The organism is Allobaculum fili, from assembly GCF_020969955.1.
Lineage (GTDB): Bacteria > Bacillota_I > Bacilli_A > Erysipelotrichales > Erysipelotrichaceae > Allobaculum > Allobaculum fili.
Genome location: NZ_JAHDSX010000030.1, coordinates 1 through 18,032, shown reverse-complemented (window position 1 = coordinate 18,032; position 18,032 = coordinate 1). Strand labels below are relative to the sequence as shown.

Annotated in this window: 8 protein-coding genes and 1 other annotated feature; of the genes, 6 read left to right on the top strand and 2 right to left on the bottom strand. The window is 49.8% G+C overall.

Annotated elements, in window-relative coordinates; translation table 11 throughout:
- Window positions 1-228: 228 nt before the first annotated feature.
- Window positions 229-1,470, bottom strand: a complete 1,242-nt coding sequence (tyrS, locus tag Afil_RS07400) for a tyrosine--tRNA ligase (RefSeq protein WP_230267935.1) — start codon at window positions 1,468-1,470, stop codon at window positions 229-231.
- 55 nt (window positions 1,471-1,525) lie between these two features.
- Window positions 1,526-1,716: a binding site (T-box leader), on the bottom strand.
- Window positions 1,717-2,258: 542 nt separating this feature from the next.
- Between tyrS and Afil_RS07395 the strand changes: the two genes are divergently transcribed.
- The gene (locus Afil_RS07395) at window positions 2,259-7,598 is read left to right on the top strand and encodes a discoidin domain-containing protein (protein WP_230267934.1); all 5,340 of its coding nucleotides are present in this window, start codon (window positions 2,259-2,261) and stop codon (window positions 7,596-7,598) included.
- Between the two features lie 461 nt (window positions 7,599-8,059).
- Here the strand turns inward: Afil_RS07395 and leuS are convergent, their stop codons facing one another.
- A complete protein-coding gene (gene leuS, locus Afil_RS07390) occupies window positions 8,060-10,459 on the bottom strand; it encodes a leucine--tRNA ligase (protein WP_230267933.1) in 2,400 nt (799 codons plus the stop codon).
- 772 nt (window positions 10,460-11,231) lie between these two features.
- Here leuS and Afil_RS07385 point away from each other — a divergent pair.
- From Afil_RS07385 to Afil_RS07365, 5 genes are all read left to right on the top strand, one after another.
- Window positions 11,232-12,503, top strand: coding sequence for an MFS transporter (locus tag Afil_RS07385; protein ID WP_230267932.1), 1,272 nt, complete (start codon window positions 11,232-11,234; stop codon window positions 12,501-12,503).
- A gap of 874 nt (window positions 12,504-13,377) precedes the next feature.
- On the top strand, window positions 13,378-14,700 hold the full coding sequence (locus Afil_RS07380) for a DEAD/DEAH box helicase (RefSeq protein WP_230267931.1): 1,323 nt from the start codon (window positions 13,378-13,380) through the stop codon (window positions 14,698-14,700).
- 22 nt (window positions 14,701-14,722) lie between these two features.
- Window positions 14,723-15,439: an SWIM zinc finger family protein gene (locus tag Afil_RS07375; protein WP_230267930.1), complete on the top strand. Its 717-nt coding sequence runs from the start codon at window positions 14,723-14,725 to the stop codon at window positions 15,437-15,439.
- 380 nt (window positions 15,440-15,819) lie between these two features.
- Window positions 15,820-17,061: an L-serine ammonia-lyase, iron-sulfur-dependent, subunit alpha gene (locus Afil_RS07370; RefSeq protein WP_230267929.1), complete on the top strand. Its 1,242-nt coding sequence runs from the start codon at window positions 15,820-15,822 to the stop codon at window positions 17,059-17,061.
- A 51-nt stretch (window positions 17,062-17,112) separates the two neighbouring features.
- Entirely contained in the window at window positions 17,113-17,952 is an 840-nt protein-coding gene (locus tag Afil_RS07365) for an alpha/beta hydrolase (protein ID WP_230267928.1), read from the top strand.
- Window positions 17,953-18,032 lie beyond the last annotated feature (80 nt).

The window sequence follows — 18,032 nt, the reverse complement described above, 5'->3', positions numbered from 1 at the left end:
AAAGGCAAATATTTGGAATGCCGCTTCCTGCGCTGGGTGCAGATGCTTTCCAGAATGAATTGCGCTGACGCTCCGTTTTTGATAAGCCTGCTTTTGTTCAGTCTGTCCATTTCGATTTCTTCGCAGAAAAACGAAAAAGGATTTTCAAAGTGCTGGCCACTCGAAAATCCTTTCTGGTTTTTCTAATGAATTGAATCTGCCCTTTTAAGGGCTGTCAGAAGCTCGGACTTATTCCGCCGCTTCGGTCAGTTCAATCGCGTAGTTTTTCTTTTTACCGCGCTTGATCAGAACCACATTATCGACGTAGGTGCTGTTCAGATCGATCGGCATGTTCGGGTCGTTGACTTTCTGTCCGTTTACCGAAACCGCGTTGCCCTTGATGAATTCGCGGGCTTCGCGCTTGGAAGAAGCAGCTTTTGCGGCAATCAGAACGTCTTCGAGCTTGCCTGCAGCTGCCGGTGTTTTCTCCATGGTGTTTACGAGTTCTCGCCGCTGTGCTTCGGTCAGTTCTTCAAGCGATCCGCCAAAGAGCGCATTTGTGATTTTCAGAGCGCCTTCGAGTGCTTCTTCCCCGTGAAGGTCGCGAACGACTTCTTCCGCCAGCTTTTTCTGGGCTGCACGGCGGCCAGGATTTTCTTCCACTTCTTTTTCCAGAGCCATGATCTCTTCCACGCTCAGGAACGTCAGTTTCTTGAGGTATTCGATCACCTTGGCATCTTCCGTGTTCAGCAGAAACTGGTACAGCTGGTACGGGCTGGTTTTGTCCGCGTCGAGCCATACGGTTCCCGTTTCGCTCTTGCCGAATTTTGTACCGTCCGCTTTGGTAATCAGCGGCATGGTCAGACCGAAGACTTTGGTGTCGGATCCTTTTTTCTTGCGGATCAGTTCCAGACCGGAAGTGATGTTTCCCCACTGATCCTGTCCGCCGATCTGCAGACGGCAGTTGTATTCTTCAAACAGATGCAGGAAGTCGAGCGACTGCAGGATCATGTAGGAAAATTCCGTGTAGGAAATACCGGTATCCAGACGCTTCTTTACCGTTTCCTTATTGATCATGTAGTTGACGTTGAAGTGTTTTCCGTAGTCGCGCAGGAAGTCGATGATCGAAAGATCCTTGGTCCAGTCGAGGTTGTTGACCATCGGAAAGCCCCATAATCTGGAAATCTGGGCGTGTAGCGCGTGGAAGTTGTGATCGAGAACTTCCGGTGTCAGCATGCTTCTTTCGCCGGTTGCTTTCGGGTCGCCGATAAAGCCGGTCGCACCGCCGACGAGCATGATCGGATGATGTCCGTGCTGTTCGAGACGTTTGGCCATCAACAGCGAACTGTAATGGCCGATGTGCAGGGAATCCGCCGTTGGGTCGGTTCCAATATAGAAGGTCAGCTCGTCGTTGTTGATTTCCTCTTCCAGATCGGGAGAAGTGACATCGTTCACCAGGCCGCGCCATTTGAGCTCATCAAAAAATTTCATATCCATCCTCCATAATTCAAGTATCAAAACAAACCGAAAATAAAAAACGCGCACTGTCAAGGACGACAATGCGCGGTACCACCTTAATTCATCAAACTTCTATTTGATGCACTCGCCTTTAACGCAGGTTCACGGCCATAAAGGCAGCTCCAAGGTGTATTCCACAGACGTCTTTACTGTCTCGCACCCAACGACAGCTCTCTTGGAAATCCGGCTCTGTGTACTCTTTCTTATCTCAGCTTTTCGAATGTTTGTTTTGTTTCGACATTGTAACACGACTTTTTTAAATTTCTACAGCCAAAGGTGTATCTCGCCAAATTGCGAAGCTTTTAAAGACGAAAGGCTTCGCCTTTTTGCTTTCCAGCCGGCAAAACCGGATCGCTTTGTCGAACATTGCGCCCGGATTAGAAAATTTTACCTGGCGTTTTTCTTAGTGTACCGCCGCAGAAAAGGACTTCAGAAGCACTGGGCTCTGCGAAAGGCAGGTCGGACACGTCCAGGGAAGGGGCTGGATTTTCCTGTATTTTTCACTTGCGTTTTAACCTTCTTTGCAGGTGCTGCTTTTTTGTGGTTTCGTTGAAAATTACTCAATTTGACATATCCAGAAAAAACGGCGGATTTGCAAAAAGCACTTTATGTTTTTGACTAATAATGCGGCATAACTTAACATTTTAGTGAATGAATTCGCTTTCAGAACGGAAAATCGGGCATTCCCTTTGCGGGGTGGATTCAGGAAACAAAATGTTTCATTCTTCACTATGTACAAGATGAAATAGAAAGGAATAAGCATGAATTCAAAACACAGAAAGCTGCTGGGAAGCCTTCTTTCTCTGACGCTTGGGGCGAGCTCATTAGGATCTTCCACAGTTGTTCTGGCCAATGAATCCGATGGTACGGATTTTGATGCGATGATCTCAGACAACCAGCTGAGTATCGGTAACAACAAGATTTCCCGTACGTTCTCGGTTACAGACGGCAAAGTGGCCACGACGGGCGTCGTGAACCATAAAATTGATCGCACGCTGACTCCAGGGGCTGGATCGGAGGACTTTGTCATTTCCGCACAGACGTATGGGGATACGGCTCAGGAAGACATTATCGCCAATCCTCAGAAGCTCGATGTTGAAAACGCTACTGCAATGGACCGTACTGGCTGGACAGCATCCCTGACCAATACTTCCGGCGGCGGATTTACTTCTTCAGACGCCGGTAAGCTGATTGACGGCAACCTCAGTACGAATCCGGATGACTACAACAATGCCAGCAATCCCTGGGATGCGGTAATCGATATGAAAGAAGCCAAAACGGTTTCTGCCTTCTCGGTTGACAAGCGTCCAGGGTTCCAAGAAGAGGCGTATGGCCTAAACGGTTCGATGGGCAAATTCGAACTGTACAAAAGCGATGACGGAGAGAACTGGACAAAATTTGATGAAGGCGAATTTACAGCAGATGATTATAATCTGCACAAAGTCGACAGCCTCTTTAACGTTGGCGATCGCGTAGCCTTCAACTTTACCGCACCGCAGACAGCGCGCTATTTCAAGGTTCGCCAGGTTTCCACCGTATGGAATTCCGACAAGCAGGAATTTACAACTTCCGAAATTAATTTCTTCGAAAACAAAATTCCGCAGAAAGTAACCGTTCCGACACAGGCTCTCGATCGCACGGATTGGACCGGTTCGATCACACCGAAAAATAACGGAGCCTTTACTGATGCCTCCTTTAAGTCGATCATCGATGGCGATCTCTCAACCTATCCGGATGAAGGCGGTCCTGGTCAGGGAAATCACAATGGATTCCCGATTAATGTAGACCTCAATCTTGGATCTGAACAGACCGTCAAATCCTTCTCTCTTGATAAGCGTCCCGGTGCAGGCAATGCCGTAGACGGCAAAAACGGTACCGTCGGCGCATTCGAAGTCTTCACAAGTGAAGACGGTACGAACTGGGTATCCGCAGGCAAAGGTGCCTTCACCGAAGCTGCGTATAACCTCCATCAGGTTGACAGCCTGTATAACGTCGGCGACCGCGTTTACTGCAACCTTAATACTGCTGTAACCACCCAGCATATCCGTCTGCAGTTTACCGGCATGGCTATGGGTACTGCCGAAGAATTTGCGATGGCCGAAGTCAATCTGTACTCCGACGCCTATCAGGGTCCGGAATACCGCAGCCTGGATGAGCAGGCGATCGGCAAGGAAGGAACGATCAAAACCAGCGATCTTACGTTCGAAAAAGCTGAAAAAGCAGATACCGAAAACGGCGTCAAGCTGACGATCAGCTATGAGCCGTACGACTTTGGCGGAACGACGTTCGATATCGATGAAATCTATGTCGCCGAAGACGGCAAGGATTACATGCGTTCCTTCCTGGAAATCAAATCCAGCAAGGATACCGCGGTCGTTAGCTATATCGATCAGGATGCATTTGTGATTCCGGATGACGATGCCGATACGATCTGGACCCATCCGACGAATGCCGGCGGCTTTGGCTACGGCGGTCTGGATGCGCACGATTCCATGCTCGGTCAGCCGATTTATGTAGACGGCCTGTTTATGGGAAGCGAATTCCCGGTAGCCGAAACGGAATACAGACCTTCGGATAAAACCACGCAGGTTCGCTACTACTCCGGCAAGTCCTTCTCCAAAATGAAGGAAGACAATATGCTGACGACGGATGACAAGTTTGTCTCCTGGCAGAACGTCATCGGTGCAGCCCGCGGAACGACAGTCAATGAAGTGAAGACCGACTTCTTCAACTACATTGAAGACATCGCAACGCCGACCGTATTCCGCAAGCAGTACAACTCCTGGTACGACAACATGAAAAACATCACCGATGCAAGTATTGAAAAATCCTTCGTTGGTATGGAAGACGGACTTTCCCGCAACGGCGTTGAACCGCTCGATGCATACGTTGTCGATGACGGCTGGAACTCCTATGCGTATAACGAAACCCAGTTCAACTCCGAATACGGAAACAACCTAAACCGTACCGGATTCTGGGAAATCAACGACAAGTTCCCGAACGATTTCTATACGTCTACTTCTCTGGCCAACAAGCTCCAGTCCACATTCGGTATCTGGATCGGCCCGCGCGGCGGGTATGGATCAGAAGGCAACATTGCTCACATTATTGAAGAAGCCGGCACCGGCTACTCCAAAGGCGATATCTGTATCGCTTCCCACAAGTATGTCGACAACTTTGAACGTCTCGCTAAAATGTGGCAGAAAGACTATGGCGTTGAATACTGGAAGTGGGACGGTTTTGCGACCGGTCACTGCACAAACGCAGCACATGACCACATGGTCGGCGGACCGAACAACATGTACTACACATCCGATCTCTGGGAACACTGGACGGATCTGTTTGAAAATGTACGTGCCTTCAATGCTTCGCAGGGCAGACCGCTCTTCATCAACGCGACCTGCTTTGTCGAGCTGTCCCCATGGATGCTGCAGTGGGTCAATACCGTATGGCTGCAGAACTCCGATGACACCAATGACGTAGCTGGTACAGCTGCTCGCCATATCCGCAAGATTTACTACCGAGACAACGTGTACTATAACCTTGCCAACAAGTTCCAGGTTCAGTTCCCGCAGAACCACTTCTACAACCACGAACCGATTTACGGCGTTTCCGACAACCACGGCCAGGTCAACAACCAGGGTAAAGGTTCGAATGCGACCGATGCGGACTTCCGCCAGTACATGTTTGCCAACGCCATGCGCGGTACTCTGTTCTGGGAACTTTACTATTCTCCATCGATCGTGAATGAAGAAAAATACGAAATTACCATGGACGTCCTGGACTGGATGGAAACCAATCAGGATGTTCTGAAAACTTCCCGTCTGCATGGCGGCGTTCCGGGCAATGCTCAGGTTTACGGGTATTCCGCATGGAAAGGTCAGGAAGGCATCGTTTCTGTTGTCAACCCGACTTCTTCCGAACAGACGTATACACTCAAACTGGATGCACAGGCCGGCGTGGATGCCTCTGTGAAAAACCTTTCCTACATCAGCGTTCGTCCGTTCGTTTCCGGCACGAGCACGGAAACGTACAGCTACGGCGATTCCATCACCGTAACCGTTCCGGCAAACGAAATGGTGATTTACCACTTCGGTGCCAAAGCTCCATCTGCTCCAAAAGCGGTATCCGCAAAGAATACCGACAACAACACGCTCGCTGTGAAATTTGATCAGCGCGTTACCCCTGTATCCGTCAAAGTCGACGGCAAGGAAATTACTGACTTCAAACTCCATGACGACTACCGCACTGTATCGATCCCCTTCTCCATCGGCAGCCTTACGAACCCTGAGGTGGAAATCACCGAAAAAGATGCTTCCGGTGTGGAAAGAACGATCAAACTCAACGTTCCTGTATACCGCAACGGTCTGATTCTCGATACGACAAACAAGGGCGTTCTTCCCGAATCCCTGAGCAAGTCCTACGATGCAGACCTGGATACCTACTTCACGCAGCCGACTTCCAAAGTTTCCCTCAGCGATTCCAATACGCTGTCCGGAACGCAGGATTTCTCGATCGTTATGGATCTCAATACGACCGCGATGTCCAAAGCGCTGTTTAACTCCGGCAGCGACGTAGCCCTTTCCATTGATGAAAACGGCTATCTGAACTTCAAAGTCGGAAGCCATACCCTCAGTTCGCTGGATCAGCGTACCTACGTCGATTCCAAAGACACCGGCAAATTCGGTACCGATGAATACGTAGAACACGAAACGCATACGGTAGACGAAGGCAAAATCAACGATGGAAAGAACCATCGCATCACCGCTTCCAAAACCGCGAACGGCATGCTGAAGATTTACATCGACGGCACGCTGTACGCTTCCCTTTACGACAAGGCTCTCATCGGTCTTTCGCTCACTGGCGGAGACTACACGATGGCCGATGCCGGCTTCAGCGGCAAGATCGGCAACATCCGCATTTCCAACGCTGCCAAACCGCTTTCTGAAATCGAAGACGAAGCACCGGCCGATCCGGAAGAACTGTCCTCGCAGGTTTACAGCCGTAATGGCTGGAGTGCTTCCGCCTGCTCTGAAGCTTCCGGAACATCGAACGGCGACAGCGGCGCGATGGCTGCCATCAACGACAATCCTAACGATCGCTGGCACACAAACTACAGCGGCAGCGACAAGTGCACGGATGATAATCCGCACTGGATCAAAGTTGATTTTGGAAAGACACTGTCTGTAAACAAGATCGATTACAAGGGCCGCGGCAACGTCAACGGTTCGATCAAGGACTATAAGCTGGAACTGCTCGACGCCAATGGCGCTGTTGTCAAGACAATCAACGGAACCTTCACTTCCACAACCGATCTGCAGAAAGTCGATGTAACTGATGACGAAGGCAATCCGGTTTCCATCAACGGATTCAAGCTCACCTGTCTCTCCACCATCAACGACCGCGATTTTGCAGCAGCCGAAGAACTGTATGCAGAAGGTCCAAATGACATTCTGACCGGCGATGCTCTCACAGCTGCAAAGGCAGCTCTGAACTCCATCAAAGATCTGGATGTTACAAACATGACAATCGATACGGCGGAAGCCTATCAGAAGGTAATGGACAAGGTGAACGCCACCGAATCCATTCGCGCGCAGGCATGGGACGCTCTGAAAGCAGAAGCTCTCGAAGCTGCAAATAACCTCGTAGATGCCACCGCAGTTATCAACGCACTCAATACGACCAAAACCACGTATGAAGGCGAACAGAAAGGCTCCGATGAAGCCTGGGCAGCCTTCCGTGCTGCTTACGTCGATGCACAGGCTGCACGCATGAGCGGTGAAGATGCAACGGCAGTGGCCAATGCTGCTGAGGCTCTTCTCGATGCCTATGCTGCACTCGAAGAAGTCGAACCGATTGAATACAACTACGACCTCCTTCGTGAAGCAATCCGCCATGCCGAGACCGTTAACACAGGCCTTGCTTCCTACAAGGATGGCAATGCTAAGACAGACTTTGGAACAAAACTCACTGCCGCCAAAGCTCTGCTCGATAAGGCTGAAAGTCAGGCTCAGATCGATCAGACTGCCCGCGATCTGGCCAAGGCTGACCTGGCTATGCGACTGAAACCCGAAGCCGGCAAGCTTTCCAGCCTGAAATAAGTTTTATTTAAGCCCAAATCATATTGCCCAGCCTTTCGGTTATCCGACAGGCGAAAAAGTTTTACAGTTTCCTTTCAAGCAAAACGAAGGGGACGGATCTTCACGATCCGTCCCCTTTTTCCGTTCTGTTATTTTGAAATTTGAGAAGTTTTTGATCCAGGTTTAAAAAGCGCCGGATGACATGCTGTACTCGGCTCTCGCTTTGCGAGCCTGCAGAATTTCGGCGTGAACACCTTCGAAAGCGGGTTTACAGAGCCCTATTCTCCGCAGCAATTAGAACCATTCTTTCAGGATCGGCCGTCTGTCGGATCGTTCTGCGAGCCGTTCTCCACCTTGTTTCGATACCTGAATTTTCTGTTGGGGAGCTGAAGCTTTTCCTTTCGGTAAAAAGAGCACGGATGTTCTGTACCATGCTCTTGTAATGGGATTTGAAATCTGAATGGTACTCGTTCTCACCGCTCTTACTTTGCGACTACGATGTTAACCACTTTGCCTTTGACCACAATGATCTTCTTGATTTCGTGGCCTTCGGTAAATTTGATGACAGACGGCTGTTCGAGCGCTTTTTCCTTGAGGGCTTCTTCGTTGCTGCCGGCCGGCATTTCGAATTTGCCGCGGACTTTGCCGTTGACCTGAACGATGACGGTTACGACATCTTCCACAAGCTTGGATTCGTCCCAGGTCGGCCAGGGTTCGTAGGCGATGGACTCATTGCTTCCGGTCAGCGTGTGCCAGAGCTCTTCGCCCAGATGCGGTGCGAACGTTGAAATCATCTTCACAAAGCCTAACGCGTACGGGCGGTAAATCTTCTTGTTCTTGTACGCTTCGTTGATGAAGATCATCATCTGCGAAATGGCGGTGTTGAAGTTAAGGGTATCGATATCCTTGGAAACTTTCTTCACCGTCTGGTTATAGACTTTGTCGAGGTTTCCATCGTTTTCATCGGTAATTTCCAGAGCTTCGGTGAAAGCGCGGTTAACGCGTTCGAGCCACTTGCGGGTACCGTCCAGACCCGTCGTCGACCAGGGCAGACCCGCTTCGAGCGGTCCCATGAACATTTCGTAAACGCGCAGTGCATCAGCACCATGGCTGGCGACGATTTCATCCGGGTTTACGACGTTGCCGCGGGATTTCGACATCTTTTCGCCGTTGCTTCCCAGAATCATGCCCTGATGGAACAGTTTCTGGAACGGTTCCTTTGTCGGGACTACGCCCAGATCGTAGAGCACTTTGTGCCAGAAACGTGCATAGAGCAGATGCAGAACCGCATGTTCCGCACCGCCGACGTACAGATCAACCGGGAGCCAGTGCTCAAGCAGTTTCGGGTCGGCAATCGCCTTGTCGTTATGCGGATCGATGTAGCGCATGTAGTACCAGCAGGAGCCGGCCCACTGCGGCATCGTATTCGTTTCGCGTGTTCCCTTTACGCCGTCAATTTCCACATTGAGCCAGTCGGTGCAGTTGGCCAGCGGCGATTCACCGTTATCCGCCGGCTGGAAATTGTCCGTTGCCGGGAGTTCGAGCGGGAGTTCTTCCACATCAATGGTGCGTTCGGTGCCGTCTTCCATATGAACGATTGGAATCGGCTCGCCCCAGTAGCGCTGTCTCGAAAAGAGCCAGTCACGCAGTTTGTACGTTGTCTTGGCATTTCCTGCGTGATGGGCTTCCAGCCACTCGATCATCTTGCCGATGGCTTCCTTCTTGCCTAAGCCATTAAGCCATTCGGAATTGATATGCATCCCGTCTTCCGTCCAGGCTTCTTTTTCAATGTCGCCGCCTTCGATGACCGGAATAATGGGCAGACCGAATTTTTTGGCGAATTCATAGTCGCGGGTGTCATGAGCCGGTACGGCCATAATGGCGCCGGTTCCATAGGAAGCGAGTACATAGTCGGAAATCCAGATTGGTACTTTCTTTCCATTGACCGGGTTGATCGCATAGGCGCCGGTGAAGACGCCGGTTTTATCTTTGTTCAAATCCGTTCTCTGCAGATCGGATTTGGTAGCGCATTCCTTTTTATAGGCTTCCACCGCTTCTTTCTGTTCCGGCGTAGTGATTTCGTCAACGAAAGGATGTTCCGGAGCCATTACACAGTAGGTTGCGCCAAAGAGGGTATCGCAGCGCGTCGTGAATACGGTGAACTGCTTGTCGTGGCCGTCAATATCGAAAATGACATTGGCACCCGCAGACTTACCGATCCAGTTTTTCTGCATTTCTTTTGTGGAGGATGGCCAGTCTACGAGATCGAGATCTTCCAGCAGGCGGTCTGCGTATTCGGTAATACGCAGTACCCACTGACGCATCGGTTTGCGGATAACCGGGTAGCCGCCGCGTTCGCTCTTGCCGTCGATAACTTCTTCGTTTGCCAGGACGCATTTGAGTTCTGGGCACCAGTTAACGGGAATCTCATCGATGTAAGCCAGACCTTTTTCATAGAGCTTGGTAAATATCCACTGGGTCCACTTGTAGTACTCCGGATCGCTGGTCGCAATTTCGCGGTCCCAGTCGTAGGAGAAGCCGAGAGACTGAATCTGATCGCGGAAATGATCAATATTCTGCTTTGTGAATTCCGAAGGGTGATGGCCGGTCTGAATGGCGTACTGCTCAGCTGGCAGACCAAAGGAGTCAAAGCCCATCGGATGGAGAACGTTATAACCTTCCATGCGTTTTTTGCGGGCGATGATATCCGTGGCAGTATAGCCTTCCGGGTGTCCGACATGGAGTCCGTTTCCAGATGGATACGGGAACATGTCGAGTACATAGTATTTTGGTTTGGAGAAATCGGACGTATCGGTTTTGAACGTTTTATGATCCGCCCAGTACTTCTGCCACTTTTTCTCAATGGACTGATGATCGTACATACTGATTTCCTTTCCTTTCTTTTCGATCGAAACGGCGCCTTTAGACGGTTCCAATCGGCTGGGTCTTTTCCATGTGCAGAGAAACTGCAGGACGCGTGTACAGCGAGTCAATACCCTTGCGGCAGGTGCCTTCGGAAAAAGTCCTTCCGTAAAAGAAAAACGCCCTTACCTAAACTGTAAGGACGTAAACTACGCGGTACCACCTTGCTTCACAGATCGTCTGTTGATTGAATTCCCATTTAAAGAAAAGGAATAAAGATCTGTGCACTTAATGCCCATATAGCAGGTCTGCATTACGCAATCCAGACGAGTTCGAAAGAAGAAACTGCCGGGCTTTCACCAACCGCCGGCTCTCTGCGAGCTTTCTTTATTTTCTACTGCTTCTGAATTATGGCGTTAGTGGTAATTTATCAAAGACTTTGCGAGCTCGTCAACTCCCCCTCTCTTCGACCGAAAAGAGAAAGCCGGATTTGTACCTTACAAAGTCGGGTTTCTCAGTTGTCCACACAGCAGCTGGCTGGACGGATGGGCAGAGAATTCCAGTTTTTCTGCCCCCTGTTTTTCCCAGTTCTGACAGCCTGGTTTGCAGCTTCGATCCGTTTCTAGCTAATCGGCGCTGCGTGCGTATCTGCTTTCATTTTCATGAACTACATCCAGCAAAAATCGAACTGTACAAAAATCCAATTTGTTTACAATGTCAACAATATCCTATAGGAAAAGCTAATACTGTGATTTTTCGGCGAGAATGCTAAACTGTGCCTGAGGAATGAATATGAAAAATAAATTGTCAACTCTGGAGCTCAAATGGATTATGTACGATGTAGGAAACTCCGCGTTTATCCTGCTTGCAACGTCCATTATGCCCATCTACTTTAATCACCTGGCTACACAGGCCGGTCTTTCGGAAACGGAATATCTCTCCTGGTGGTCCTACGCGGCAAGTATCGCCACAATCTGTGTGGCCATTGCCGGCCCCTTAATGGGAACGCTCGCCGACTTTGACGGAAACAAGAAAAAAATCTTCCTGGGCAATGCCCTGGCCGGCGCATTGCTGCTGTTCTGTTTCTGGATTCCCAGTCACTGGATGGCGTTTCTCGCTTTGTTTATCTTCTGCAAGATTCTCTACAGCATTTCGTTAGTCATCTACGATTCCATGCTCGTCGATGTCTGCCCGGAAGACAAAATGGATATGGTCTCCTCAAAAGGCTATGCCTGGGGCTATATCGGCAGCTGCATTCCTTTCATCGTTTCTTTAGGCCTGATGCTCGGCTACGAAAATCTGGGCATGGGCTTTCAGACCGCAATTCTTCTGGTATTTTTACTGAACGCCGTGTGGTGGGCGCTGTTTACTCTGCCGCTGGCCTTCAGCTATAAGCAGAAACATTTCGTACCCCGTAAAGGGCATGCGGCACGTCAGACGTTTGGACGACTCTGGAAAGTCCTTAAGGAAATCGGCCATAACCGCAAAGTTCTCCTGTTCATGGCGGCATTCTTCTTTTATATCGACGGCGTCTATACCATCATCGAGATGGCGACCGCCTATGGAACCTCACTTGGACTCGATCAGACGGGTCTGCTTCTGGCCCTGCTTCTGACACAGGTCATCGCTTTTCCAGCTGCCATTCTCTTTGGCTATCTGGCCAAAAGCTACTCCGCGGGCGAGCTGATCAAAGTTGGCATCTTCGCCTACTTCTGCATTTCAATCTTTGCCCTGTTCATGTATTCCATCTGGCAGTTCTGGATTCTCGCCGCCGCCGTCGGCGTATTCCAGGGCGGGATTCAGGCACTCAGCCGTTCGTACTTTGCGCGGATCATTCCGAAAAACCAGACCGGTGAATACTTTGGTCTGTACGACATTGCCGGCAAAGGCGCGAGCTTTTTAGGAACGCTCGTTGTCGGGCTGATTTCCCAGCTGACCGGTCAGCAGAACATTGCGGTCGGCACGCTCGCCTTCCTGTTTCTGATCGGCTACCTGATCTTCGCCAGGGCCAACACCCTTCCTGATCCCGTCTATGATGAAAACGGAGCACACACTTCAAACTGATTTTTAAACATTCACTTACGCTGTTTCTGACTGAATAAAGTCTGAAACTGCGATTTTTTTTTGCATATTGGCCTACGAACCCGCTCTTTCGTTTTCCCGATGTCACTCTTTTTCCGGCCTATCTATTTTTCTACAGACAGCGTTACCGCAGACTTGCCACGATAAATCCATGTTCGCAGAGAGCGTGTTTGTCGAACTCGGAATTTTTCTGCTGCTGAATTGGCTAGAATATGGTTATACATGGGCTGTTCAGATGAACGGCTTTCTGTGTTTATGAAGCTGCGGATGAATTTGACTGTACAAAGAGAAAGAACAGGAGATAAAAAATGGAACTTGTTTATCAGATTACTCCCGACGGGTTTTCGCTGATTATTACCAATGCCCTTCGGTTTTCCGGATAAAACAATGATTTGAACCTAACCTGTCTCAGAAGTCGTACCTTCCTCACGGTGATATCACGGTGACGTTATCTTATTTGGATAAGTTTATCTTGTCTTTTGAAAAATTTGGCGCACTTAAAAAGAGCTGCTGTTCAGTATCTCCAAAACAATCTTAGTTGTATAAGAAAATTATCCACATTAGTTGGTGCTGATTTGAGTCCGGTTTTCTTTGAGCATGCCGATCAAAATACCTGCCTTCTTTGACCTGCGATTTATGCTTCCAGATCTGCCTGAGCAGATATTCTTCATCCAGGAACTCGTAATTAAAGAACTTTCTAAGAAGCTCAAAGGCAAACTTCCGGTTGAGGACCGTTTTCCGTTTTGGCTGTTTCCTGGGAGCGGGTTGATGAATCTCGCAATAGGTGACGCCTGCGCTGCAGAGATTATACAAGGTCAGACGAGCCCAGATCTCCTGCTTAACCGCATCCATCTTTATGGGTCTTGGAAAAACCGTACAGACCCTGGCATGGCTGGAAAAAGAGCATCAGAAAGATCCGGAAAAGAAAGCGCTTCTGGTGGTACCGGCTTCGCTCATTGCTAACTGGCGAAAAGAAGCATCGCAGTTTACTCCCGATCTGAGCGTGGGAATTCTTCATGGCAAAAAAGCCGTAGATGCCTTTAAAACGTCTGACAAAGTGGATCTCCCGTTTCTGAATCTGACCACGTACGGCATAGTTTCTCGTCTGGACGCCTTAAAAGACATTCACTGGGATTTCTTAGTCCTCGATGAAGCGCAGGCAATCAAGAATCCCAAAACCAGACAGACATCTTCCGTCATAGGTCTGCAGGCCCATATGCGTCTGGCGATGACCGGTACGCCGATCGAAAACGATCTGATCAACCTCTGGTCGATCTTTGATTTCCTCAATCGAGGCGTCCTGGGAACACAGAAAGAGTTTGCGAACTTTATTCAACAGGGGCAGGCATCCGAGTCGGACTATCTTGGAAAGCTGCAGAAAACCATTTCTCCCTTTTTGCTGCGCCGGCTCAAAAGCGATAAGCGCATCATCAGCGATCTGCCCGATAAAATCGAACAGAACGATTACATTGAGCTAAGCGAGTCTCAGATCGTTCTTTACAAAAAGATCGTCTCGGAGCTGGCTGAAAAACAGGCACAGTCTATGAACGGCGAAATCGACAGCCATGCCAGCATTGAGCACAAGGGACTTGTCCTTTCTACCCTGAGCAAGCTGAAGCAGGTATGCAATCACCCGGATCAGTATCTCGGAGATACGGCGTATGTGCCCTCTGAATCGGGCAAATTCAAAATGCTCGCGGAGCTCTGTGAACCAATTGCCCAGAATCATGAATCCGTTCTTATCTTTACACAGTACCGGGAAATGACCGAGCATCTGGCCAAATTTCTGGAAACGATCTTCGGAGCGAAAGGATTTATCATTCATGGGCAGACTCCAATCAAGAAAAGGCAGAAGATTGTGGATGCGTTTAACCGGCAGGAAACGTATATTCCATTTGTCGTACTGTCTTTAAAGGCTGCCGGTACCGGTCTGAATCTGACGAAGGCCAGCCATGTCATTCACTTTGACCGCTCGTGGAACCCGGCTGTAGAAAACCAGGCGACAGACCGCGCCTATCGAATTGGCCAGAAGAAAAATGTCATCGTTCATAAATTTGTCTGCTCCAATACGATTGAAGAAAAGATCCATGAGATGATCGAATCGAAGCAGAAACTCCCGATGATGCAGTCGGTACGTCTGCAGAAAGCTGGCTGGCCACGCTTTCCGATGAAGATCTGATCGAGGCCATGAGGATACGCTTATGAGTTACTGGGGATACAGCAGTTACGTTTCCGTCGACGAACAGATGAGGATGGCGGAAGCCTACATTCAAAAAGCTAGAAAAAAGGGAACCTTGATCGATCCGGTCATCGCAGACGATTCCAGAAGAAAAATCTGCTCCACCTGGTGGGGCGATGCCTGGTGCCGCAATCTCGAACGCTATTCGGTTTTTTCCAACCGCCTGCCAAGAGGAAGACGGTATGTGAAAAACGGCTTCGTTCTGGACCTTCAGATTCAAAAGGGTGTGATCGAAGGGCTTGTACAGGGCACCACCCGCAAACCGTATAATGTCGTTGTACGCATTGATCCGTTGCATCCCAATGTGGCAGCCAGAATCCAGGAGCGCTGTGAATTTGGAATTTCTTCACTGGACGCGCTGGTCAACGGCCAGTTCCCAAAAGACCTGCAGGATCTGTTCGCGTCCAAAGAAGGCCTGTTTCCGGGTCCGCACGAAATTCATTTTGACTGCTCATGCCCGGACGGCGCTTCCATGTGCAAGCATGTGGCGGCCGTAATGTATGGAACCGCTCTGCGCCTGGAAGAAAGGCCTCTGCTGCTGTTTGAACTGCGCGGCATCGATCCGCAGTCTCTCGTGGAAAAGGCGATCGAAAACCGGCTGGAACAGATGCTGAAAAATGCAGATCGTCCCTCATCGCGAATTCTTACGGAGAATGTCGGAGACCTGTTTGGAATTTAAACCAAACTATTCCAATGTGCCAGAGGACTCAAACCGCTCATTTTTGAAATTTCATCCCGCCTGAAAGCCTTTTAGCGAGGCTCTCTTTTCATTTTTTCCGGCGTTCTGACAAAACAGATCCACTTCCTCTGTACAGAAGAAGCCAGAATGATCTGTCCTTAAGAATATTCGGCCGATTCGCCTGCTTTCCCATCCCGAAAAATTCTTTTCCTGCAGGCTTCAATCTGTCGGGGAGACAGGAACATCGTTTCGATTCTGTTCTCCGATTCTGTACAATAGAGACGCAGACTTACTTCTTAAAGTATCCGGACAGATTTATAACTGGAACGGACTTACGATAGGAATGAATTATTTTTTTGCTCTGAAAGAGAGGCTTTACCATGCAAACCATCTGTGAACTGTTTAAGATCGGCCCCGGCCCTTCCAGCTCGCACACCTTCGGTCCAATGCGGGCCGCCAGGGACATTCTTGAATCCGCACCCGATGCCGCCGCTTTTGACATCACCCTTTACGGTTCTCTTGCCCTGACAGGAAAAGGGCACCTGACGGATGCAATTTTAAAAAAGACGCTCCGCGGAAAAAAAATCGATATTCACTTCGACATCAAGACCCCGCAGGCTCACCCCAATACCATGGTCATCAAGGCAATCCGTCCGGACGGATCCACTCTGGAAAAAACGTACGTCTCCATTGGCGGCGGCAAGCTGATGATTGACGGCAAGCAGCCGGAAAGCGCGAAGGATATTTACCCCCATACCACGCTCGATGACATTCAGCACTACTGCAAGAAGAAATACATGCGTCTCGATGAATACGTGACCGAAGTGGAAGGCAAGGACATCGATGCCTACATGCAGAAAATTTACAAGGCGATGATCAAATCCGTAAAGGAAGGTCTGTCCAAAACCGGTACCCTTCCCGGCAAGCTTCATCTCGACCGCGTTGCCTACGCCCTGTACGAATCCGCGAAAACGTGCGACACTGAAGCCGACCGCGATGCGCTTCTTATACAGAGCTACGCGTATGCGGCAGCCGAGCAGAACGCGTCGGGCGGAACCGTCGTTACCGCTCCCACTATGGGATCGGCCGGCGTCCTTCCTGCCCTGGTCTATCACTATTCCATCGATCTGGGCATGCCGAAAAAATCCATTCTCAACGGTTTGAAAGTGGCTGCGCTGATCGGAAACCTCATTCAGGAAAACGCTACGATTTCCGGAGCGAAAGCCGGCTGTCAGGCTGAAGTCGGTGCCGCCTGTGCCATGGGCGCTGCGTTTGTCGCTTCCCTGTTCCGCTTGAGCAATGAACAGATCGAATCCGCCGCAGAAATGGGACTGGAACACCATCTGGGTCTGACCTGCGACCCGGTTATGGGCTACGTCATGATCCCCTGCATTGAGCGAAACGCTGTCGCGTCCACACGCGCCGTCGATGCGGCTCGACTCGCCAAGTATCTGCGCAACGTGAAGAAAAACCGTGTTTCCTTTGACATGGTCGTTAAAACGATGAACCTGACCGGCAAAAAGCTGCCGATGGAACTGAAGGAAACGTCTCTGGATGGTCTGGCCGTTGTCGTCATGGAAAACGCAAAAGATCAGGCCAAGGACAAAACAGCGGCCCAGTAATTTATTACCGCATTCCCCGGTTTTCAGAACAAGACGAGGAGGAATCGGCCGATGAGTCACGATACGCTTTCTCAAAACCCATCCGAAGGATTGACCAGGTCGGGGGCTCCTGCTGTTCGCTTCTATACTGCGAGCCTGGATTCCCGAACTCTCACGCTGGCTGTTCACGGCAAGCGGCCGCTGCCGCTTCTCATTCTGAACAGCGAGCAGCAGACGGAAAGCTTTTATGAAGCCTTCTTTAAGGCCTGTCATCGAAAAGGGGCCAAAGCGTTCAACCTGCTGGTGATTTCCGGATTTGACTGGAACGCCGATCTTTCTCCATGGTTTGAACGCATTACGCTTCATGGAACCGATTCTGTTTTCAACGGGCGTGCAGAAGACTATCTGAACTGGATTGAAAGCCGCGTTCTTCTCTGGTCCAAATCGATTTTGACGTATGAAATCCCCTGGACTGGGCTGATCGGCTATTCCATGGCCGGTCTGTTCGCTCTGTATGGAGCTCTCTCCAGTTCGTGTTTTGACTGTACAGCCAGCGTATCCGGTTCTCTCTGGTATCCCGAACTGACAGAATGGATCCAGAATCAGGAGATTCCCTCGTCCTTAGAGGCGCTGTACTTTTCTATTGGGACAAAAGAATCCAGAACTTCCGATCCGTATTTGAAGACAACGGAGTCGATCACCCGCGATTTGTCCAAATACTTTTCACAGGCTGGTCTGAACTGTGCGTTCGAAGAAAATCCAGGCAATCACTTTTACCAGCCCGACGAGCGGCTAGCCAAATCCATCGCGTGGCTGACGCACGCGATGGATTCCGTCGTTAAGAATTCCAAAGAAACATCAAAAAGCGTAAGTGTCAAACAATCGACGGGTATACGCGAGACTGAATATTAGATACGCTAAACGGGATCCCTTTCGAGATCCCGCTTGGCGTATTTTTTATTCTTCATCGTTTTCTTCATACTTCGGATCCG